Source organism: Giesbergeria anulus (assembly GCF_900111115.1).
In the GTDB taxonomy this organism is placed as follows: domain Bacteria; phylum Pseudomonadota; class Gammaproteobacteria; order Burkholderiales; family Burkholderiaceae_C; genus Simplicispira; species Simplicispira anulus.
Window position 1 is genome coordinate 179927 of record NZ_FOGD01000002.1, and the last position, 20131, is coordinate 200057.

16 protein-coding genes are annotated in these 20131 nt (G+C 55.8%); 7 read left to right on the plus strand and 9 right to left on the minus strand.

The annotated features are described in order from the left end of the window. Nucleotides 1–22: 22 nt before the first annotated feature. The 3 genes from BMX55_RS04745 to BMX55_RS04755 all read right to left on the minus strand — a co-directional run bounded on the left by BMX55_RS04745 (nucleotide 23) and on the right by BMX55_RS04755 (nucleotide 3263). Nucleotides 23–670, minus strand: a complete 648-nt coding sequence (locus BMX55_RS04745) for a response regulator transcription factor (RefSeq protein WP_091453667.1) — start codon at nucleotides 668–670, stop codon at nucleotides 23–25. Further along, nucleotides 667–2595 (minus strand): sensor histidine kinase, encoded by a 1929-nt coding sequence (locus BMX55_RS04750; RefSeq protein WP_177172825.1) that lies wholly within the window; start codon nucleotides 2593–2595, stop codon nucleotides 667–669. The genes BMX55_RS04745 and BMX55_RS04750 overlap by 4 nt, the downstream gene beginning before the upstream one ends. A gap of 107 nt (nucleotides 2596–2702) precedes the next feature. Next, nucleotides 2703–3263, minus strand: coding sequence for a TetR/AcrR family transcriptional regulator (locus tag BMX55_RS04755; protein ID WP_091454833.1), 561 nt, complete (start codon nucleotides 3261–3263; stop codon nucleotides 2703–2705). Nucleotides 3264–3477: 214 nt separating this feature from the next. Between BMX55_RS04755 and BMX55_RS04760 the strand changes: the two genes are divergently transcribed. From BMX55_RS04760 to BMX55_RS04770, 3 genes are all read left to right on the plus strand, one after another. Next, a complete protein-coding gene (locus tag BMX55_RS04760) occupies nucleotides 3478–4656 on the plus strand; it encodes an efflux RND transporter periplasmic adaptor subunit (RefSeq protein ID WP_091453673.1) in 1179 nt (392 codons plus the stop codon). A 43-nt stretch (nucleotides 4657–4699) separates the two neighbouring features. Next, nucleotides 4700–7852, plus strand: a complete 3153-nt coding sequence (locus tag BMX55_RS04765; RefSeq protein WP_091453676.1) for an efflux RND transporter permease subunit — start codon at nucleotides 4700–4702, stop codon at nucleotides 7850–7852. Between the two features lie 134 nt (nucleotides 7853–7986). Continuing rightward, nucleotides 7987–9048 carry a DctP family TRAP transporter solute-binding subunit gene (locus BMX55_RS04770; protein WP_091453680.1) on the plus strand — a complete coding sequence of 354 codons (1062 nt, stop codon included), beginning with the start codon at nucleotides 7987–7989 and terminating at the stop codon, nucleotides 9046–9048. Between the two features lie 16 nt (nucleotides 9049–9064). Here BMX55_RS04770 and BMX55_RS04775 read toward each other — a convergent pair whose 3' ends face one another. Then, nucleotides 9065–9802, minus strand: coding sequence for a LytR/AlgR family response regulator transcription factor (locus tag BMX55_RS04775; protein ID WP_091453683.1), 738 nt, complete (start codon nucleotides 9800–9802; stop codon nucleotides 9065–9067). 7 nt (nucleotides 9803–9809) lie between these two features. Further along, complete coding sequence (locus BMX55_RS04780) at nucleotides 9810–10895, minus strand: sensor histidine kinase (protein WP_091453686.1); 1086 nt, start codon at nucleotides 10893–10895, stop codon at nucleotides 9810–9812. 51 nt (nucleotides 10896–10946) lie between these two features. On the opposite strand from BMX55_RS04780, the gene argH reads away from it, so the two are divergent. Next, on the plus strand, nucleotides 10947–12404 hold the full coding sequence (argH, locus tag BMX55_RS04785; RefSeq protein ID WP_091453689.1) for an argininosuccinate lyase: 1458 nt from the start codon (nucleotides 10947–10949) through the stop codon (nucleotides 12402–12404). Nucleotides 12405–12423: 19 nt separating this feature from the next. Here the strand turns inward: argH and BMX55_RS04790 are convergent, their stop codons facing one another. After that, nucleotides 12424–14406: a methyl-accepting chemotaxis protein gene (locus BMX55_RS04790; protein WP_091453692.1), complete on the minus strand. Its 1983-nt coding sequence runs from the start codon at nucleotides 14404–14406 to the stop codon at nucleotides 12424–12426. 82 nt (nucleotides 14407–14488) lie between these two features. Further along, nucleotides 14489–15805: a serine--tRNA ligase gene (gene serS / locus BMX55_RS04795; protein ID WP_091453695.1), complete on the minus strand. Its 1317-nt coding sequence runs from the start codon at nucleotides 15803–15805 to the stop codon at nucleotides 14489–14491. Between the two features lie 73 nt (nucleotides 15806–15878). On the opposite strand from serS, the gene BMX55_RS04800 reads away from it, so the two are divergent. The 3 genes from BMX55_RS04800 to BMX55_RS04810 all read left to right on the plus strand — a co-directional run bounded on the left by BMX55_RS04800 (nucleotide 15879) and on the right by BMX55_RS04810 (nucleotide 18588). Beyond that, complete coding sequence (locus tag BMX55_RS04800) at nucleotides 15879–16559, plus strand: CBS domain-containing protein (protein ID WP_091453698.1); 681 nt, start codon at nucleotides 15879–15881, stop codon at nucleotides 16557–16559. Between the two features lie 618 nt (nucleotides 16560–17177). Next, entirely contained in the window at nucleotides 17178–18362 is a 1185-nt protein-coding gene (locus tag BMX55_RS04805) for a reverse transcriptase family protein (protein ID WP_091453700.1), read from the plus strand. Then, nucleotides 18355–18588 (plus strand): retron Se72 family effector protein, encoded by a 234-nt coding sequence (locus BMX55_RS04810; protein WP_091453703.1) that lies wholly within the window; start codon nucleotides 18355–18357, stop codon nucleotides 18586–18588. The genes BMX55_RS04805 and BMX55_RS04810 overlap by 8 nt, the downstream gene beginning before the upstream one ends. Nucleotides 18589–18727: 139 nt before the next feature. Here the strand turns inward: BMX55_RS04810 and ispH are convergent, their stop codons facing one another. Together ispH and BMX55_RS04820 are read right to left on the minus strand one after the other, a co-directional pair. Then, nucleotides 18728–19675 (minus strand): 4-hydroxy-3-methylbut-2-enyl diphosphate reductase, encoded by a 948-nt coding sequence (ispH, locus tag BMX55_RS04815; protein WP_091453706.1) that lies wholly within the window; start codon nucleotides 19673–19675, stop codon nucleotides 18728–18730. After that, a complete protein-coding gene (locus BMX55_RS04820) occupies nucleotides 19672–20124 on the minus strand; it encodes an FKBP-type peptidyl-prolyl cis-trans isomerase (protein WP_091453708.1) in 453 nt (150 codons plus the stop codon). The genes ispH and BMX55_RS04820 overlap by 4 nt, the downstream gene beginning before the upstream one ends. Between the last annotated feature and the right edge of the window lie 7 nt (nucleotides 20125–20131).

Here is a 20131-nt window from a genome sequence, read left to right on the forward strand (position 1 = left end):
GGTCTGCCACGGCTTTTGTGTTTTAGGCTGCCTCTGGCGGCGACAGCTCCAAGCCACAGGCGCGTATATCGGCCACCGTGGTGGCCAAGGCGGCGGCAGAATCCACCCCCAGTTTCTCAAACACTTTGGCGCGGTGTACCTCTACCATGCGCTCGGATACATTGAGTTTGGCGGCAATCACCTTGTTCAAGTCCCCGGCGGCCACCAGCACCGCCACGCGGCGTTGCTGTGGCGTTAGGCTTTCCACCAACGATTGCAAAAACTGGCTGCGTTTGGCGGCGGCCTGCCACTGTGCTTCCAGCGCCAGCGCATCACGCAAAATAGCAATCAAAGAATCATCGGTGTAAGGCTTTTCAACAAAGTTCAGTGCCCCTCTGGCCATAGCGGCTACGGCCATCGGAATATCGCCGTGGCCGGTCAGAAAAATCACGGGGTTGCGCTGGCGCAGGCCCCGTTGTAACAACTGTTCATGCACTTGCGGCCCCGACATCGGCTCCATGCGCACATCGAGCAAAAAGACACCGCGTACCGGCGGCAGCAAAGCATCAAGGGCGGCAAGCAATTCGGGGCCGCTGCTGTAGGCGCGCACCTCAAAGCCATATTGCCGCAACAAAAATGACAGGGCACCACTGACGCCCGCATCGTCATCGCAGAGAAAAATAGTGCTCATGGCAAAGACTCCGGGGGAGATGGTGACAACGGGGCGGCCATAGGCAGGCTAAAACGGAAAATGGCACCGCCAGATTCTGCATCGCTGGCACTAAAAGTGCCGCCATGCGATTCGACAATCGAGCGGCAGATACCCAGCCCCAAACCCATGCCTTGGGTCTTGGTGGAGTAAAAGGTGGCGCACAGATCATCAATGTTGCGACCTTGCATACCGGGGCCATTGTCACTCACTGCAAGCTCTACACTCCCGCCACCACCCTCAGGGGCGTGGTGTGAGGTCAGGGTGATTCGGACATAGCCTGTCCGGCTTTGCTGCTCTGACAGCGCTTCGAGTGCATTGCGCAGCAAATTGCCCAACACCTGTTCTATGCCCACACGGTCGGCCAGCACGGGGCACTCTGAGTTGGGTGGTGTCCACTTGAGCGCAACGCCCGCCTGCTGGAAGGTATGCCGGTGCATCGCCAGCACCTCGGCCACCAAAGCAGCCATATCTAGCCGCTGGTGCTGGGCAGGCACGCGGCTGGTCTGGCGTCGAATCCAATGCACGATGTCACCCGCCTTACGGGCATTTTTTTGCAAGGCGTCTAAGGCGGCGAGGATGTCCGGGCTGGCTTGCTCCATTTTGCGCACCGCCATCGATAGGCCAGAGCTGTAGGCAATCACTGTCGCCAAGGGCTGGTTAAGCTCGTGTGCCAGTTCTGAGGCCAGTAAACCCAAATCGCTCAGGCGCGCATGTTGGGCCATCAGCGCGGTATAGCGGCGGTTTTTTTCTTCTAACAGTTTGCGGTCACTGATATCGACGATAGAACCCATCCAGCCAATATGCTGGCCCTGCGGATCGTGCAGGCGGGACTCAAAAATCATCACGTCAATGAAGTGGCCGTCGCGGTGCTGCCAGCGGCTCTCAAAGCCTGTGGCTGGGGCGGCTCCGGCCAAGGTGTCGAGGTTGCGCGCCATCATCGCATCGACGGCATCGGGCGGCCAAAACGGCAGCGGGGGCCGCGAGCCGATCAGTTCGTGTGCGCTGTAGCCCACCATATCGCACAGGGTTTTATTCACGTAGAGGATGCTGCCCTCAGTATCACGGGCGCGCAAGCCCACCAAGGCTGAGTCTTCCATGGATTGCCGCCAAGCAGCTTCGGTTTGGGCATCAGCCACAGCTTGAGCCACGCGCCGCATTTCACGGCGCAACAGCAAGGAGCCTCCGGCCCCCAGCAGCAGCAAGCCTGCTAACAGGGCAAAAGTGCGCGGGCTGCGCCACCACAGTATGGGCATATCGTAGGGGCGCAGGATAAGGCGGGTATCGGTAGAGGAGACTAAATGCCGCTCGAATGGGGCACCGTGGGCTATGCGCTGCGGATGCGCTGTGGTGGCAATCACCTCGCCCAATTCGGACAAAAACGATACCTCGTAGCGGCGGTTGAGCCAAGCCAAATCTGTGCTCCCAAGCAGATCGGTGATTTCGTAGCGGGCCAGCAATTGGCCGCCGGGCTGGCCGTAGCCTCCGGGGGCAGGCACCACCAAATGCTCGGCTTGGCCGCGCATCTGGATACGCAAATCGGTGCTGTCTTCCAGCCCACTCCACTGGGCTGGGCGTTCGGCACTGGCAAGCAGCCGCAACTTGTCATCGAGCCAAACCAGCCGGTTCGATAAACGCTGCAACCCAGCCTGCACTTCTGGCAGTTCGGCAAAGCCGGTGCGGTTTTTGGCAGACTCCAGCGGCAGCTGACGGGCGATATCACGCAAGCGCGCCCGCTCCACCTCTAAGCGGGCCACGATCTGAGCTTCTACACTGGCGGCATCAGAGGCCAAGGTTTGGGCAAAAGCGCGCTGTTCAGTCGCATCATTGACCGATGCCCAAGCTCCAACCATCAGCACAAACACCAGTGCCAGCAGGCCGGGCAGTAGCCAATAATTGCGTTTCACAAAAGACGCCCTCACCATAGGACGGAATGGGGTGGGGAGGTGAGCCGCTAGCATCTGTGCATTCTAGGATTGACCTAGGTTTAGAGTGCATTTTTGGCCGTATTGCTCTACGATTTAGCACCCGTCAGGAAAATCGACTCCACGACGGATGCCATTCCTCCTCTCGCGATGCGTCCCCGCCGTTCAGCGTCGATAACGCACACGATGAGTGAAAAGAGTGATTCTGTGAGCGCAGCAGCACTCACATCGACGCGGAAATACCCTGCACGCTGATAACGCAAAAAGAATGCGTCTAGGGCTGTCTCAAACTCTGCACAGACGCGAAACCAGCGCTCATCCTGAAGAGTGTCCGGCTTCCAGTGGTATGTCAAAAAGGCTCCCATTTCGCGATGCTCAAGCTGACTGTGAATGACCCGCCTTAGTGCCTCTTCAGCAGTCCCATCCTCCAAAGCAGCAGTTGCAAGGGAACGCTGCATCAGCTCTGCTCCATAGGACATGAGCTTTTCTACAAGCTCTTCGCGTGTTCTACAGGAGCGATAGAGAGTCGCTTTACTTACACCTATCGATTTGGCGAGCTCTTGCAAGGTGGCACGTGGTTTTTCCACCAGCGCTAAGGCTAGTGCGGCCATCATAGTTTCATCACCAAGTTTTGATTCCACAGCAGTCATCTTCTCTGAACTCCTATTCTCGAACTTCATAACGTACGCAACTGTCTGCGCACGCGCCTTCAATTGTCGCATCACTTGGAAAAAAGACCCAATTTAAACTTATTTGAATCAAATTTGATTCATATCATGACATAATGATTCCTTTGAAATGCCTGCAGTGAGGTGGGCGCAATAGGGGAAATTCATGGCGAGGGGTACTACAGATCGGTGGAGCATGGCAGCTGGTGTGGCGCTAGCGGTCTCGGTATTGCTACTTGGCTGCGGCGGCGACCAAGGACAGAACGGACAAGTGCAAGCACCGGGCGCTGCGGAAGTCAATGTCCTGATCGTTCAGCCGCGCATACTTGAACTGATGCAAGAACTACCAGGACGTATCTCAGCGACCAAAGTGGCCGAGGTGCGAGCACGTGTTGCGGGCATCGTGCTCACCAAGCACTTCCAAGAAGGGGCCGCTATCAAGGCGGGGCAGTTATTATTTACCATCGATCCTGCCCAATACAAGGCCGCCCTTTCACGAGCACAAGGCGAACTGGCTAAAGCAGATGCCGCTGTCGGAAACGCGCAGACAGTAATAAATCGATACACGCCTTTGGCCAAGATGGATGCCATCAGTCAACAAGACCTCGATACGGCACAGACTACGCTCCAATTAGCCCAAGCTGCACGCACATCAGCGCAGGCCGATGTGGAGACGGCCCAACTTAACCTAGCCTACACCCGTGTCACTGCCCCCATTGCAGGGCGCATTGGGCGCGCGGCAGTGACGGAAGGTGCGCTAGTGGGCCAAGCAGGAGAGGCCACGGCGCTTGCCACCATCCAGCAACTAAATCCCATCTATGCAGACTTCACGCAATCGGTCACTGACACAGTGCGTGCACGCGAATCACAGGCTGGGGCAATGCCCTTGCACGATGGCAAGCTGATCCACTCGAAGTTATCGTTAGCGGTGGAAGGTTCGAACAAAATAAGAGAAGGTAAGTTAATCTTTGCCGATGTCACCGTCGATCGCAGCAGCGGAAAAATCTCTCTGCGGGGTGAGTTTCCGAACGACGATGGGCTGCTGTTGCCGGGTATGTATGTGAGAGTTCGAACGTCGCAGGGAACAGAACAGGCTGCGATGCTGGTACCACAGCGCGCCGTCAAACGTACAAGCGATGGACAAGCACAGGTACTGATTGTTGGTGCAGATCAAAAAGTCCAAGCACGCCCTGTGCAAACAGGCGCAATGTATGGCTCGGACTGGCACATCCTCAATGGTCTCAAAACCGGAGATAGCGTGATTATTGGTGGCCCGGCTGTTAATCCGGGCGACCAAGTGACGGTTGCACACGCGCAACCAATGCCCGCCCCCTCTGCCAGCGCCCCTGAGACGGGTAGCAAGGCTGCTCAGTGAGCACACCCAGCATTCTTATCTGGCCTCAACAGGATCGATAGACATGTCCCGATTTTTCATCGGCAGGCCCAACTTTGCGTGGGTCATTGCCATCTTCATCACCTTGGCCGGACTGCTGGCCCTCCCGTCTCTTTCTGTCTCGCAGTTTCCAGACGTTGCACCGCCACAAATTTCAGTCCTCGCCACATATCCTGGTGCGTCGGCCACCACTGTGGTCGAGTCCGTCACCAGTGTGCTGGAAGAAGAACTCAATGGTGCCAAGGGGATGCTCTATTTCGAGTCATCCAGCTCCAGCGGCAGTGGTGAAATCAGCGTGACCTTTAAGCCAGGCACCGATCCAGCACTGGCCCAGGTAGACGTTCAGAACCGCCTGAAGAAGGCTGAGTCTCGGTTGCCTGCTGTAGTGACCCAGCAAGGACTGCAAGTTGAGCAGGCCAACTCCGGATTTCTGTTGATCTACGCACTCTCATACAAAGGAGATACGTCAGGCAAGGATGTCGTAAATTTGGGCGAATACGCAGTACGCAATATCAACAACGAAATCCGGCGTCTGCCTGGCGTGGGTAGGTTGCAGTTTTTTGGAGCAGAGGCTGCCATGCGGGTCTGGATTGACCCGCAAAAACTGCTGGGATTCGGTCTATCCATTGCCGACGTGAATGCAGCCATTGCAGCGCAGAACGTGCAAGTTCCAGCTGGCAGCTTTGGCGGACGGCCAGGTAACGCAGATCAAGAGCTAACCGCTACCCTAGCCGTCAAGGGCCTGCTTGAATCCCCAGACGAGTTTGGCAAAATCATCTTGCGGGCAAATCTAGATGGATCTTCCGTGCGGCTCGCTGATGTCGCCCGCCTAGAAATTGGTCGCCAAGACTACAACCTAGAAAGCCGTAAGGATGGCCGCCAAGCAGTTGCTGCGGCCGTACAGCTTACACCGGGTGGCAATGCCATTCAGACGGCAGATGCCGTCAAGGCGCGGCTGGCAGAGCTGTCAACTGCTTTTCCGGCGGATATGGAGTATTCGATTGCTTTCGATACCTCGACCTTCGTTAAGGTAGCCATCACAAAGGTGTTGTATACGCTGTTGGAGGCTATGGTTCTGGTGTTCCTAGTGATGTTCATGTTCCTACAGAACTTCCGCTACACCCTGATTCCATCTATCGTTGTACCTGTGTGCTTGCTGGGAACGTTTGCAGTGATGTACGTTCTCGGCTTCTCTGTGAACATGATGACGATGTTTGGCATGGTGCTGGCTATCGGCATTTTGGTAGACGACGCCATTGTCGTGGTGGAGAACGTAGAGCGCATCATGGCCACAGAGGGCTTATCGCCAAAGGAAGCGACGGTCAAGGCGATGGGCGAGGTGAGTGGTGCCCTCGTAGGCATTACCCTTGTTCTGACAGCCGTGTTTCTCCCGTTGGCATTCATGAGCGGCTCGGTGGGCGTGATCTATCGACAGTTTTCCTTGTCATTAGCGGTATCTATTCTGTTCTCAGGCTTTCTCGCCCTCACACTCACACCAGCCCTTTGCGCAACGTTGCTCAAGCCCATCCCAAAGGGCCATCATGCAGAAAAGCAGGGATTGCTGGGTTGGTTCAACCGACGCTTTGAAGCACTGACTGCACGCTTTGAGGCACTCAACTGCCGGCTGCTTCGCCGCACGGGCCGGTACATGCTGGTCTACGGCATCATCGTTGTAATGTTGGCATTTATGTACGTGCGCGTGCCTGAGTCCTTCGTGCCCGTTGAGGATCAGGGTTACCTGATCGTTGACATACAACTGCCTCCGGGCGCAACCTATTCGCGAACGGAAAAGCTAGTTACCGAGGTCGATCAGTTTCTCATGTCACGTGAGAGCGTAGCATCGAGCTTCAGCATTCTCGGGTTCAGCTTCTCTGGTATGGGCCAGAACGCGGCATTGGGCTTTCCCAACATGAAGAACTGGTCAGAGCGCAGTGCAGATCAATCGCCTGCGGCGGAAGCAGCTGCGCTCAACGAACGCTTTGCGGGCAACAAAGACGGCACTGTGATGGCTGTTACACCGCCACCGATAGAAGGGCTGGGGAACTCTGGAGGGTTCTCGTTGCGATTGCAAGACCGTGGTGGCTTAGGTCGTGATGCCCTGATTGAGGCCAGAGACCAATTGCTACAGCGCGCGAATACGACGCCGGTTATTGCTTACGCGATGATGGAAGGGCTTCAGGATGCGCCACAACTGCGGTTAGATGTTGATCGGGCTAAGGCTGAGACCTTTGGGGTAGGCTTTGATGTGCTCAATACAGCTATTTCAACAGCCTACGGGTCTGCAATGGTCAGCGACTTTGGCAATGCCGGGCGCTTGCAGCGCGTCGTAATCCAGGCAGATGTGCGAAGTCGCATGACGCCAGAGAGCGTCATGCAGTTACACGTACCAAGCAAAAGCGGAACACAAGTTCCTCTAAGCGCCTTTGTGAACGCACGTTGGGAAACTGGGCCTGTACAGATCTCTCGCTACAACGGTTATCCAGCATTCAAGATCAATGGCGATGCAGCACCTGGTCACAGTACTGGCGAGGCAATGGCAGAACTGGAGCGCATCATGGCCGAGCTGCCCAAGGGCATCGGCCATGAATGGACTGGACTGTCTCTTCAGGAGCGCCAAGCAGGTGGTCAAGCGCCATTTCTGTTTGCTCTAGCAATTCTTGCAGTCTTTCTGCTGTTAGTCGCTCTCTACGAAAGCTGGACGGTTCCTGTGTCTGTGATGCTGATCGTCCCGATTGGCGCTTTTGGTGCGGTGCTGGCAGTGACAGTGACGGGCATGTCCAACGACGTGTACTTTAAGGTTGGCCTCATCACCATCATTGGTCTGGCCGCGAAGAATGCCATTCTCATCATAGAGTTTGCCAAGAGCCTGCACGAGGAAGGACACTCACTTATTGACGCGGCCTTGGGGGCTGCCCGGCTGCGTTTTCGCCCCATCGTAATGACGTCACTGGCCTTCATTCTTGGCGTGGTACCGTTAGTGATGGCTTCTGGAGCTGGCGCTGCAAGTCAACGCTCGTTAGGCGTAGGCGTGATTGGTGGCATGTTGAGCGCTACGGTGCTTGGGGTAATTTTTGTGCCCGTGTTCTTCGTCTGGGTGATCTCTCTGTTTTCGCACAGAAATCGTATAAAGGACGATACACCACCTACCAGCCCCTCACATCTAATTTCCGCAGAATGATGTGCACAACTCAAAATGCAATAGGTCTGCTTGACGCGAACACCGAGCGTCAGGTTGCGCGCGCGAAATTGGTGATTCAATCTATTGAGATAAATTAGAATTTTTCTATAGTGTGGATGTCAACACACAGCAGTATGCGCAGCACCAGCTCCTCTCCAGACTCCACCCCGGCTTTGACACGCCGCAGCTTTGCCTGCGCACTGCCACTAGCCGTGGCGGGCGGCTGGCCCTTGGCCTACACCACGGCCCAAGCACAAACTGCCCATGACCCCATCGTGATCCAGTTCAGCCATGTGGTGGGTGCCGATACTGCCAAAGGCAAAGCAGCGCTGAAATTTAAAGAACTAGCCGAGGCGCGCACCGCAGGCCGAGTGCGCGTAGAGGTCTACCCCGACAGCACACTTTACAAAGACCGAGAGGAATTGCAGGCGCTGCAAATTGGTGCCGTGCAAATGCTGGCTACCTCGCTGTCCAAGCTCGCTACCGTGGGCGGCAGCGATTTCGAAGTCTTTGACCTGCCTTTTTTGTTCAAAGACCATGCAGCCTTTCGGGCTGCCGTGGATGGCCCGGTGGGAGCCTCCCTGCTGCGGCGCTTAGAACCCAGCGGCCTGCAAGGGCTGGCATTTTGGGACAACGGTTTTAAGGTGTTTACTGCCAACCGGCCACTGCTGAGTCCAGCGGACTTTCGCGGGAGCAAGATTCGGATTCAATCATCGCGGATTTTGGTCTCACAAATGAAGGCGTTGGGGGCCGATGTATCCATCCACCCAATGGCTAATGTGTATGAAGCCCTGCGCTCCGGCCAACTCGATGGCCAAGAAAACGTGCCCACTAATATTTACAGCCAGCACCTGCACGATGTACAAAGCCATTTGAGCGTAACCCGGCATGGCTATCTGGCGTATGTGGTGCTAGTGAACCGGCAGTTTTGGGACAAGCTGCCCGCTGATATTCGCGAAGCCCTGCGTTTGGCTTTGCGCGAGGCTACGCAATATGCCAACAGCATTGCCGAAGCAGAAAACCAACGGGCGCTGGAGTTGCTCAAGGCCAGCGGCAGACTCACCGTGCATGAGCCTACGGCCCCAGAGCTGGCGCTGTGGCGCACTACGCTAGCCCCGGTCTATCGGCAGGCCAGCGCTTGGATTGATCCCACCATGCTGGCAGCCATCCGGGCCAGCGGTGGCAGTACGCGCTAAACCGGCGGGCTGGCCCTTAAGCCATCAGGGCTTCGCGCACTACCGGCACCTGCCGCCGCGATACCGTCAGCCACTGTGCCAGCCCATGCAGACGCACTGCCCAGACTTCGCCCTCTTGCGGATCGCGGTGTTTTTCTAGCGCACGGATGGCATGGCGGGCCACCAGCGCATTGCGGTGGATACGCACCCAATGCGCGCCATAACGGGCCTCTAAGTCACTTAAAGCATCATCGAGCACATAGCTGTGCGTGGCAGTACACACGGTGACGTATTTGAGTTCTGCTTTGCAATACAGCACCTCGGCCAAAGGCACGCGCTCGGTGCGGCCCCGATCTTGGATCAGCAGCACCTCGCCCACGGCGGGTTCTAGGCCCAGCGCAGGCGGTGCAGCCAGCACCCGCCCCACTTTAGCCAGTGCCTGTTGCAATCGTTCACGGCGCACCGGCTTGGTCAGGTAGTCCACAGCATCCAACTCAAAGGCACTCAGGGCATGTTCGGTATGTGCCGTGACAAACACCACGGCAGGGGCGTGGACCAAGGTGCGTAAATGCCGGGCCAATTGCAAACCATCTTGGCCGGGCAGGTGGATATCGAGCAACAGCACATCAAAGGTTGGCCCGTCGCCCGCTGCCAGCAAAGCCAAGGCTTCATGGGCGGTGGCGGCCTCGGCCAGCTGGTGAGCCCCCCCTTCAGCCAGCAGGGTGTGCAAACGGCTGCGGGCCAGTGGTTCATCGTCAACGATCAGGATGTTCATGGCGGTATCAGGCAGAAGCAGGGGCAGGCAGGGTGATGCGCACTTCATAAACATCGCCGTGAACGCCCGCCCTGAAATCACACTGCACATCATGCAGCAACAGCAGCCGGGCGCGCACATTGGCCAAGGCAATGCCGTGGCCTTTGGTGCCCGCAGCACTCCCAGATGGGTGGGCCACTGGCAGGGTGTTGGTAATACGCACCACCACCCGGCTGCTCCGCAGTTCGGTACAAACACGCAATTTTCCGCCCCGCGCACAAGGCTCGACGCCATGCTTGACGGCGTTCTCTACCAAGGGCTGCAACAACAACGGCGGCAACAAGGCGGCGTCGGCACGCGAATCCAAACGCCATTGCACTTGCAAGCGCTCGCCAAAGCGCACCTGCTCAATGGCTAGATAACGACGGGCGAGGGTGATTTCTTCTTCCAGCGTCACGGTCTCGCCCTGCTCAGTCAGGGCACTGCGAAACAGGTCGCTCAGGTCTTCCAGCAGCGCCTCGGCCTTAGCCGGTTCATCGCGCACCAAGGCAATAGCACTGTTGAGGGTATTGAACAAAAAATGGGGCCGGATGCGCGATTGCAACTCGGTCAGCCGGGCTGTGGTGGCGGCTGGGGTGCGGGCCTGCGCCCTCAGCACCAAGGCCACCACCAGCATGGCAGCCAATAGGGCACCGCTGGCAGCACTGGCCAGCCACGGCACAGGCTGCTGCACCGCATCTATCCACGCGAGGATGGTGCAAGCATACAAGCCCGCCAACGCACCCAACAGCACCCCGGCGGCCAGTTGGCCCGCCACGCCCAAGCCTTGCAGGCGTTGTTTCAGGCTACAGGCGATGAGCAGCCAAGCCAGTGTGGCAGGCAGCACCACCCCCGTGAGCAACGCTAGCCGGGCCAACCACTCTAGCGCACTCTGGCTGCCAAACAAGGCACCCACCCCGACCACAGTTTCGACAAACAGCACCGCCCGCAACACCACACCTGCATCGCAGGCATCAAAGACCAACACGCGCCCAATCTCCACCCGCCCTTGCGGCTGTGTAGCGATGGCATCGGGCCGATGGAGCGGGGTCGATAAAATTCGCGGCTTCTGCATTGCGGCATCCGGGTGTTCCGGGTGTCTGTTTCACCGGATTATTGCCCTCCCATGCCCACCAGCCAAGCTACCCCCCCCTCACACAACCAACTCGACACCAAAGCACAGGCTTGGTCAGCGCTGTTTTCTGAACCCATGAGCGATTTGGTCAAGCGCTACACCTCTAGCGTTTTCTTTGACAAGCGCCTGTGGCAAGCCGACATCACAGGCAGCTTGGCGCACGCCGAGATGCTGTCGGCACAAGGCATCATTGCCCCAGCCGACCACGCTGCCATCGAGCGCGGTATGGCACAAATCAGCCAAGAAATTGAGTCCGGTCAGTTTGAATGGAAACTGGACTTAGAAGACGTTCACCTGAACATCGAAGCCCGCCTGACGCAACTGGTGGGCGATGCAGGCAAACGCCTACACACAGGCCGCAGCCGCAACGACCAAGTAGCTACCGATGTGCGTCTGTGGCTGCGCAGCGAGATCGACCTGATTGGCGGCCTGCTGACCGAGCTGCAAAAGGCACTGGTAGAAGTGGCCGCCCAAAACATCGACGTAATTTTGCCCGGCTTTACGCACCTGCAAGTGGCCCAGCCCGTGAGCTTTGCCCACCACCTGCTGGCCTATGTCGAAATGTTTGCCCGCGATGCCGAGCGCATGGCCGATGTGCGCAAGCGCACCAATGTGTTGCCCTTGGGCAGCGCCGCACTGGCGGGTACCACCTACCCGCTCGACCGCGAGCGCGTGGCTCGCACGCTGGGCATGGAAGGCGTGTGCCAAAACAGCCTCGATGCCGTGAGCGACCGCGACTTTGCCATCGAGTTCACTGCCGCTGCCAGCCTGTGCATGGTGCATATCAGCCGCCTGTCGGAAGAACTGATTATCTGGATGAGCCAAAATTTTGGCTTTATCAAAATTGCCGACCGCTTTACTACCGGCAGCTCGATCATGCCGCAGAAGAAAAACCCCGATGTGCCTGAACTGGCACGCGGCAAAACCGGGCGCGTGGTCGGCCATCTGATGGGCCTCATTACGCTGATGAAGGGCCAACCACTGGCCTACAACAAAGACAACCAAGAAGACAAAGAGCCACTGTTTGACACCGTGGACACGCTCAAAGACACGCTGCGCATTTTTGCTGAGATGGTGGGCGGCCAAATCAACCCAGCCACGGGTGCCAAAGAAGGCGGTATTACCGTCAATGCCCAAGCCATGGAAGATGCTGCCAAGAAGGGCTACGCCACCGCCACCGATCTGGCTGACTATCTGGTCAAAAAGGGCCTGCCCTTCCGCGATGCCCACGAAACCGTGGCCCATGCAGTCAAAGCTGCCACCGCCCATGCCTGTGATTTGTCTGAGCTACCCCTGACGGTGCTGCAAGGCTTTCACGCCTCGATTGAAAAGGATGTGTATGAAGTGTTGAGCCTGCGCGGCTCGCTCAACGCACGCAACACCTTGGGCGGCACGGCCCCGGCGCAGGTGCGGGTGCAGATTGCACGGCACCAAATGCGCTTGAGCTAAAGCCAACCCCTTGCACAGATCAGGACATACGAAACCGGGCCACGCGCTCGGACAACGCTTGTGCCTGTTCGCGCAAGGTGGTGGAGGCAGCAGCAGTGTGCTCGACCAATGCCGCATTTTGCTGCGTGCTGTGCTCCAGCGTTTTGGTGGCCTCATCTACCTGCACAATGCCTTGAGCACCCGCACGGGCATCTGCGGCGATGTCACCAATCAACTGGCCGATACGATCGGCGTTGGCCTGTACCTTGGCAATAGAAGCTCCGGCCTCATTGGCCACCTGCACGCCTTGGAGGGCTTGCACGACGTTGTCACTGATCAGTTGGCGGATTTCATGCGAGGCAGCAGCGCTGCGTTGGGCCAAATTGCGCACCTCAGTGGCTACGACGGCAAAACCGCGACCGGCCTCTCCGGCACGGGCGGCTTCTACGGCAGCGTTGAGTGCCAAGATGTTGGTCTGAAAGGCAATACCATCAATAGTGCCAATAATGTCATTGATCTTGCCCGAAGCGGTGCCGATGTCATCCATCGTGGCCACCATGCGCTGCATGATTTGCCCGGCCTCGTGCGCAGTTTTAGCGTTGTCGGTAGCCATTGCGGCAGCCTGCTCGGCGTTTTGCGCACTGTTTTGGATGGTGCCAGAAATCTGCGCAAGGGCATGTGCCGTTTCTTGTAAGGTGCTGGCTGCCGCTTCAGTGCGCGCCGACAAATCGATTGAGCCTTCGGCAATATCGGCACTGGAGCCGACGATCTCATCGCTGGCTACGTGCATATCGCCCACAATGGCCCGCAGTGAATCTTGCATCTGGCGCAAGGACAACATCAGCGCAGCAATATCGTCCGCCCCCCAAGGGCTGGGCTGGGTGGTCAAATCACCACTGCTCATGGCTTCTAGGTGGCGGCGCGTTTCTTTCAGGCCACCATCCATCACACAGTAAAAACTGTAGAAAAAATAACCCGCCAGCGCCAAGGCCAGCAAAATCAAGCCCATCGACAGATTGCGCTCAGTTTTGGCGGCCACCAAACGGGCCTCTAGGCGTTGGTGAGCCATTTGCATGGCGGCCGCTTGGGTAGCGTACAAATCGACCACCAACTGGCTGCCCTGACGCCACCAGCCATCTACATCGGCCACCAAAGCCGGGTCGGCCTTGGCAAATACCTTGTTTACTTGGGCCACATAGGTTTGGGCACGCTCTAGCACCGCTAGGTCAAGTTGCTTTTCTACGGTGGGTGCCGCTTGGATGACCCCTTGGAGCCAAGCTTTGCTCTCCATCACATGCTTTTGTGCCCGTGCGCTCCAACCAAACAACCGCTGTATGGCAGCAGGGTCTTGCAACTGCGTCACTAACGCTACCGTGCCCCAACTGCGCATTTGCCCCACCGCCTCGGCCAAGAAAGGCACCTCACGGGTGTAAGCCATGAGCAGCTGTAGATCGGCAGCATCCGAGTCGAGAATGACCCCAGAGCGGGCGGACATCAGGTTGTAGTAGTCCACCGTTTTTTGTAATACCGCCTCAATCGCCTTGATGTCGGCCTTGTCTGGCAAAGCCTCCAGTGCTTGGTGCAGTTGCACAGCCTCTTGCACCAGCCCCAAGCGTTCGACATAACTTCCTTCTACCAAACGCAGCGCCTCTTCAGCTTGGTGCAAATCGGCATGGGCCTGCACCAGCAGTGGCGCTGCCGCCGAGTAGCCCACACCTTGGGCGCGGCTGGCGTTGCGCAGGTCAGTGAGCGCGCGCAGCACCGGGGCCAACCGACCCGCAATCAACACCCCCGCCTGCTCTTTGCGTAGCTGCTCAATACCCTGCTGGGCACTACTCAGATACAGCGCTACCCCGATCAGGGTGGCAATCAGAAACAAGATGCTGACGATGGCTGCCTTAGCACCAAAGCGCAACTGACGAAACAGCCGTATGCCCAGCGACCAGATACCGTGGTGGGAAAAAAAACCGGGGTCTTGGTCAGACGAGGGGGTAGAAGGAGCAAAGGGCAGAGGGCGGTTCATATGCAAAAGGTAAGAACCTTTACATTTTGTAATTTTTTGCTTTATGCCGTCTCAGCACAAAGCAAAAGACCATTGAACGCACTCAGGGGGCGAGGCGTTCCAACCCACCCAAATAAGGGCGCAACGCTTCAGGCACCGTCACGCTGCCGTCTTGGTTTTGGTAGTTTTCTAGCACCGCCACCAAGCAACGGCCCACGGCCAAGCCCGAACCGTTCAAGGTGTGTACCAGCTCGTTCTTACCTTGGGCATTCTTGAAGCGCGCTTGCAGGCGGCGCGCTTGGAAGGCTTCACAGTTACTGACCGAGCTGATCTCGCGGTAGGTGCCTTGGGCGGGCAGCCACACTTCGAGGTCGTAGGTTTTGGACGCGCCAAAGCCCATATCGCCGCTGCACAGGCTCATGACGCGGTAGGGCAAGCCTAGCTTTTGCAAAACAGCTTCAGCGTGGCCGACCATGTCTTCGAGCGCGGCATAGCTTTGTTCGGGGTGGACGATTTGCACCATCTCCACCTTGTCAAACTGGTGCTGGCGGATCATGCCGCGCGTATCGCGGCCATAGCTACCGGCTTCGGAGCGAAAGCAGGGGGTGTGCGCCGTCAGTTTGATCGGCAGTTCGGCTTCTGACACCACCACATCGCGGACAAAATTGGTCAGCGGTACTTCACTGGTCGGAATCAGGTAGAGCGCGGCGTTGTCGGGCACGGGTTCGCCATCTTGGCCGCCCTTTTTGGCGGCAAACAAGTCGCCCTCAAACTTGGGCAACTGGCCGGTGCCCTTGAGCGAGTCGGCATTAACGGCATAGGGCACGTAGCATTCGGTATAGCCATGCTCTTGCGTTTGCACGTCCAACATGAATTGGGCCAAAGCACGGTGCAGGCGGGCAATGCCACCCTTCATCACCGTAAAGCGCGAGCCAGAGAGCTTGACGCCCATATCAAAGTCCAGCCCCAGCGGCGTGCCCACATCCACATGGTCTTTGACATCAAAGTCAAAGCTGCGTGGGGTGCCCCAGCGGCGCACTTCGACATTGCCGGTTTCGTCGCTGCCCACGGGCACGCTCTCGTGCGGCAGGTTGGGCACAGCCAGCAACAGAGTTTGCAACTCGGCTTGGATTTGCTCTAGGCGGGTGGCCGATTGCTCTAGTTCGGTTTTAGAGGCCGCTACTTGGGCCTTGGCGGCCTCGGCACCGTCTTTGTCGCCCTTGCCCATGAGCATACCAATCTGCTTGGACAGTTGGTTGCGCTGGGCCTGCAACTCTTCGGTGCGGGTTTGCAAGGTTTTGCGTTCGGCTTCGAGGGCCTGAAACGCCTCGACATTCAAAAATGCCTGGGGGGTTTTGCGGGTTTCCAGCCGGGCGATGGCCGAAGCGAGGTCTTTGCGGAGGAGGAGGATATCTAGCATGGGCTGATTTTAGGCGGCAGTGTCGCTAACATCCTTACCTTGTGCTTATCCACAGCGGCCACTAGGAGAACGTATGTTTTTTGTCTTTGGCCCTTCAGGGCAGATGTACCGGGGCGGCCCAGAGAACTTGGCCAAAATCTCTCCCGTGCGCGCCGTCACCCGCCCACAGGCCCTGCGCATCCGTGCTGCCGGTTTGTATGGCGAAGAGGCAGCACCGCCCATGCCACTGCCTGCACCCAGCGCTACGGCTGCCCCGCGCACGTTGCTGGCCCAAGATGCAGTGTCGGCCTATGCCAACAGCAGTGGGCTAGCACCTGAGCGACAACCGCTTACGCTGGTGCGCGACGTCATGACACGCGGTGCCCTGACGGTGCCGATGTCAGCGCGGGCACACGATGCTTGGGAGATGTTTGCCCGCTATCAAGTGGGGCAAGCGCCAGTGCTCAATGGGGCCGGGCGTGTGGTGGGCTTGCTGCTGCGCACGGATATGGGGCCGCCAGAGTTGTTGCCCGCCCCCGGCAATGTGGGCGAACAGCTAGAGCATGCCCGCCGCCCGGTGTCGGAGGTGATGGTCAGCCCAATACCTACGGTGTCAGAAGATACGGAGTTGCGCCGCTTGGCGGGCGTACTGCTAGAAACAGGCTTGCCCGGCCTGCCCGTAACAGACGACAGCGGCGAGCTGAAAGGCTTTGTCTCACGCACCGACCTGCTGCGCGCCATCGCCGCCAATCCGCCACTGGATTTGTGGACTTAGGCACCCCCTTAAATATGCAAAATATTGATTGCAATAGTAAAATCAATAGAAAAAAATCTATAAAAAGATGTTATTTAATACACCAACATCTTCTATAAAATGGCGAAACCATCAGGCGAAAGCCTGACTTATCGCTCTTTGAAAATTAGCTGACCTAGAAAAACAAGTCTGAGTCTTTTTCGAAAGAAAAAGACGCTTGCGTAAAACAATTTTGCGTAGGCTCGACCGGCATGCCCCTAGGAGTCGACGCCCGTAACACGGGAAGAAGACTAGAAAGGACGACGGCACACCATTGTTGAACGAATATACAGACGTCTAAAGCCCTGACAGGTTGTTATTGTTTTCTCTACCTCCTTAGTTGAACGGGGTCATGCGCCGCATGACTCAAAACATCGGAGGTAATTTCATATGCGTAAGCAGAAAAAATTGGGTCGGCGTAATTGTGGTGCATGCACCACTAAAAAGATTGGAGCCTCTCAGCTTGAAGGGTTAGGTTCCAAATTTGATAAGGCCTGTCGGGGTCTTGGAACTGTTTATCACGCATACAACGCGTACCGTGGTTTTGAAGTTCTTAAATCTTTGATTGATTATGTGATAAATATGCTCAATTGAAGTTAGATGTCTGTTATTTTTAATTCATGTATGAAGGCTAAATTCTTAGGGACTCCTATTGCTCGCGTGGAGTCGCTTGCTCGTACTCTCGGAGTATCTATCCATGATTTACGAACAATCGCTGGAGCAGCATCATCTAGATACAATGACTTTCAAATAGATAAAAAAGATGGTGGAAAACGTGATGTTTCATCGCCACGAATAGAGCTAAAATTAATTCAAAAGCGAATTAATAGAGAAATTTTTGAGAAAGTATATTTCCCAAGCTATTTAAATGGCGGGATCAAGGGAAGGGATTACGTAAAAAATGCATATGAGCATGGTAATTCTGAAACAATAATATCCCTTGACATAGAAAACTTTTACCCAAAAGTATCAAGAATAAGTATACTAAATATTTTTAAGAACTTCCTAAAACAACCAGAAGAAATTGCAGAAATACTTACAAATCTTTGCACAAAAGACAACAAACTACCTCAAGGTGGATGTGCAAGCTCATATTTAGCCAACCTTGTATTCTTTGACATCGAGCCAAGATTAGTCAGTCGCCTTCAAGAAGAAGGATTTACATACACAAGATTAATTGATGATATAACAATATATTCAAAAAATCTTATTAGCAAGAAAAAGATTTCCGATTTAATAGAAAGCATCACAAAAATGCTTAAATCTCGTGGTTTCAAATTAAAACAAAAGAAAACTCGATGTACATCTGCATCGAATCCTGAAAAATTAATGGAAGTCACCGGTCTTTGGTTAAATCGAGGTGCACCAAGAGTTCGACGAAATGAACGTGCAGAAATTCGAAAAGAGGTTAGAGAATGCTTGATTTCTGCCGAACTCAACAAAACCGACAAAGAATACCACGACCTCCATCAAAAAGTATCAGGTAGAGTTGCCAAGCTTTCTCAACTCAACCATTGTCAAGCAGAACGTTTTCGCAAAGAATTACGAGAAATACTTCCTATTTACAGTGATGCAGATATTCGTAAAACACGCCGCCTTGTTGCGAAAATCATAAAAACCCCAAGAACTACTCGCTCTAGTTTAGGATATATTAAAAAATATCATCAGATAGTTTACAGAATAAACATTCTAGCGAGAAGCAACAAATCAATCGCTAGAAGTCTAAGAGAAAAAATGAAAATTTGCGCGCCAACAATTACAAAAGAAAATTCAATTCATGGCTAAAGATGAAGATATTCTTAATGAAGGCCAGAGGATTTTTGGTGGAGTCAATTATTACTCTCCCATAAAAGGTTACGGATTTATCCGCAGAGAAAAAGGTCGTGATGTATTTTTCTTATGGACTGACGCAGCCAGCGAATCAATTCTAATTGAAGGATCAAAAGTATCCTTCGTACTAACAATCTCATCAAAAGGCCCACGAGCTAACGAGATAAAAAGAGAAGGCTAACGCCTCTTAAATCCTATAAACAATTAAGTAGTCCAGCATCACTGTGATTTATAAATCTATTCTAAGAATTAGAATACGCAAAAACCACATCAGTTACGCAGGATTACTTAACATGATCTATGGAAATACTTCTTAAGCGCTAAACAGCTGCCTCGATTTTGAGGCCCTTGGGCAGCGGGAACTTGATAGTCTCTTCCATACCTGGCACCGTGCGTACCGATACGGCTCCCAGCGCCTTGATGCGGTCAACCACTTGGCGCACCAAAATCTCAGGGGCCGAAGCTCCGGCGGTCAGGCCGACGCGGGTCACGCCTTCAAACCATTCGGGGCGCAACTCTTCTGCGCTATCGACCATGTAAGCGGGGATACCCAATTTCACGGCCAACTCGCGCAGGCGGTTGCTGTTGGAGCTGGTAGGGCTGCCCACCACGATCATCAAATCGACTTGGGCACTGAGCACCTTGACCGCATCTTGGCGGTTTTGCGTGGCGTAGCAGATGTCTTGCTGCTTAGGCTCGCGCACGCTAGGGAAACGCGCCCGCACGGCGGCAGTGATCTCTGCGGCATCATCGACGCTCAAGGTGGTTTGTGTCACCACGGCCAGCAGCTTGGTCTGTAGGGGCTGCACGCGGGCCACATCGGCCACATCCTCGACCAGATGGATACCATGCTCCAACTGGCCCATGGTGCCTTCTACCTCTGGGTGGCCTTTGTGGCCAATCATGATGAACTCGTAGCCTTCTTGTGCCAGCTTGGCTACTTCGACATGGACTTTGCTTACCAATGGGCAAGTGGCATCAAAGATACGAAAGCCCCGTGCCTCGGCCTCGTTTTGCACCGCTTTGCTCACGCCGTGTGCGCTGAATACCAGCGTCGCGCCGGGGGGCACCTCGGCCAGCTCTTCAATAAAGATGGCACCCTTGGCCTTGAGGTCGTTGACCACATAGGTGTTGTGCACGATTTCGTGGCGCACATGGATCGGGGCACCAAACTTTTGCAGCGCCCGCTCCACGATCTCAATGGCGCGATCAACCCCGGCACAAAAACCGCGTGGCTCGGCCAACAAAATTTCTTGCGGCTGGCTCACAACGCTCCAATCACATGCACTTCAAAGGTCACGGGCTGGCCTGCCAGAGGGTGGTTAAAGTCCACCAAAATGGCGTTGGGGCTGTCGGCATTGCCCACTTGTACCACCACACCAGCATAGGTAGCCATGCCGTCGGGGGTGGCAAACTCCACCACTTCGCCCACGGCATAGCGCTCATCGGGGTCACCCAGATCATTGAGCAGCTTGCGCGCTACCCATTGCTGCATATCGGGGTTGTGTTGCCCGAAAGCCTCGCCAGCGGCCAGCTCAAAGGTGGCGCGCTGGCCTTCTTCTAGGCCCAGCAGGCGCTCTTCTACCGCTGGGGACAGCTCGCCGCTGCCCAGCGTCAGGGTGGCGGGCTTATCGGCAAAGGTATTGATGATGTCGCCAGCGGGGCCCGCCAGACGGTAATGCAGGGTCAGAAACGAACCCGGTTGAACGGTTGCCATAAGAAGC

Coding starts and splice junctions, on each gene's coding strand:
- BMX55_RS04770 (WP_091453680.1), top strand. CDS start 7,987: ATGCGCAGCACCAGCTCCTCTCCAGACTCCACCCCGGCTTTGACACGC.
- BMX55_RS04805 (WP_091453700.1), top strand. CDS start 17,178: ATGTCTGTTATTTTTAATTCATGTATGAAGGCTAAATTCTTAGGGACT.
- BMX55_RS04760 (WP_091453673.1), top strand. CDS start 3,478: ATGGCAGCTGGTGTGGCGCTAGCGGTCTCGGTATTGCTACTTGGCTGC.
- BMX55_RS04745 (WP_091453667.1), bottom strand. CDS start 670: ATGAGCACTATTTTTCTCTGCGATGACGATGCGGGCGTCAGTGGTGCC.
- argH (WP_091453689.1), top strand. CDS start 10,947: ATGCCCACCAGCCAAGCTACCCCCCCCTCACACAACCAACTCGACACC.
- BMX55_RS04755 (WP_091454833.1), bottom strand. CDS start 3,263: ATGACTGCTGTGGAATCAAAACTTGGTGATGAAACTATGATGGCCGCA.
- BMX55_RS04765 (WP_091453676.1), top strand. CDS start 4,700: ATGTCCCGATTTTTCATCGGCAGGCCCAACTTTGCGTGGGTCATTGCC.
- serS (WP_091453695.1), bottom strand. CDS start 15,805: ATGCTAGATATCCTCCTCCTCCGCAAAGACCTCGCTTCGGCCATCGCC.
- BMX55_RS04775 (WP_091453683.1), bottom strand. CDS start 9,802: ATGAACATCCTGATCGTTGACGATGAACCACTGGCCCGCAGCCGTTTG.
- BMX55_RS04780 (WP_091453686.1), bottom strand. CDS start 10,895: ATGCAGAAGCCGCGAATTTTATCGACCCCGCTCCATCGGCCCGATGCC.
- BMX55_RS04810 (WP_091453703.1), top strand. CDS start 18,355: ATGGCTAAAGATGAAGATATTCTTAATGAAGGCCAGAGGATTTTTGGT.
- BMX55_RS04800 (WP_091453698.1), top strand. CDS start 15,879: ATGTTTTTTGTCTTTGGCCCTTCAGGGCAGATGTACCGGGGCGGCCCA.
- BMX55_RS04790 (WP_091453692.1), bottom strand. CDS start 14,406: ATGAACCGCCCTCTGCCCTTTGCTCCTTCTACCCCCTCGTCTGACCAA.
- BMX55_RS04820 (WP_091453708.1), bottom strand. CDS start 20,124: ATGGCAACCGTTCAACCGGGTTCGTTTCTGACCCTGCATTACCGTCTG.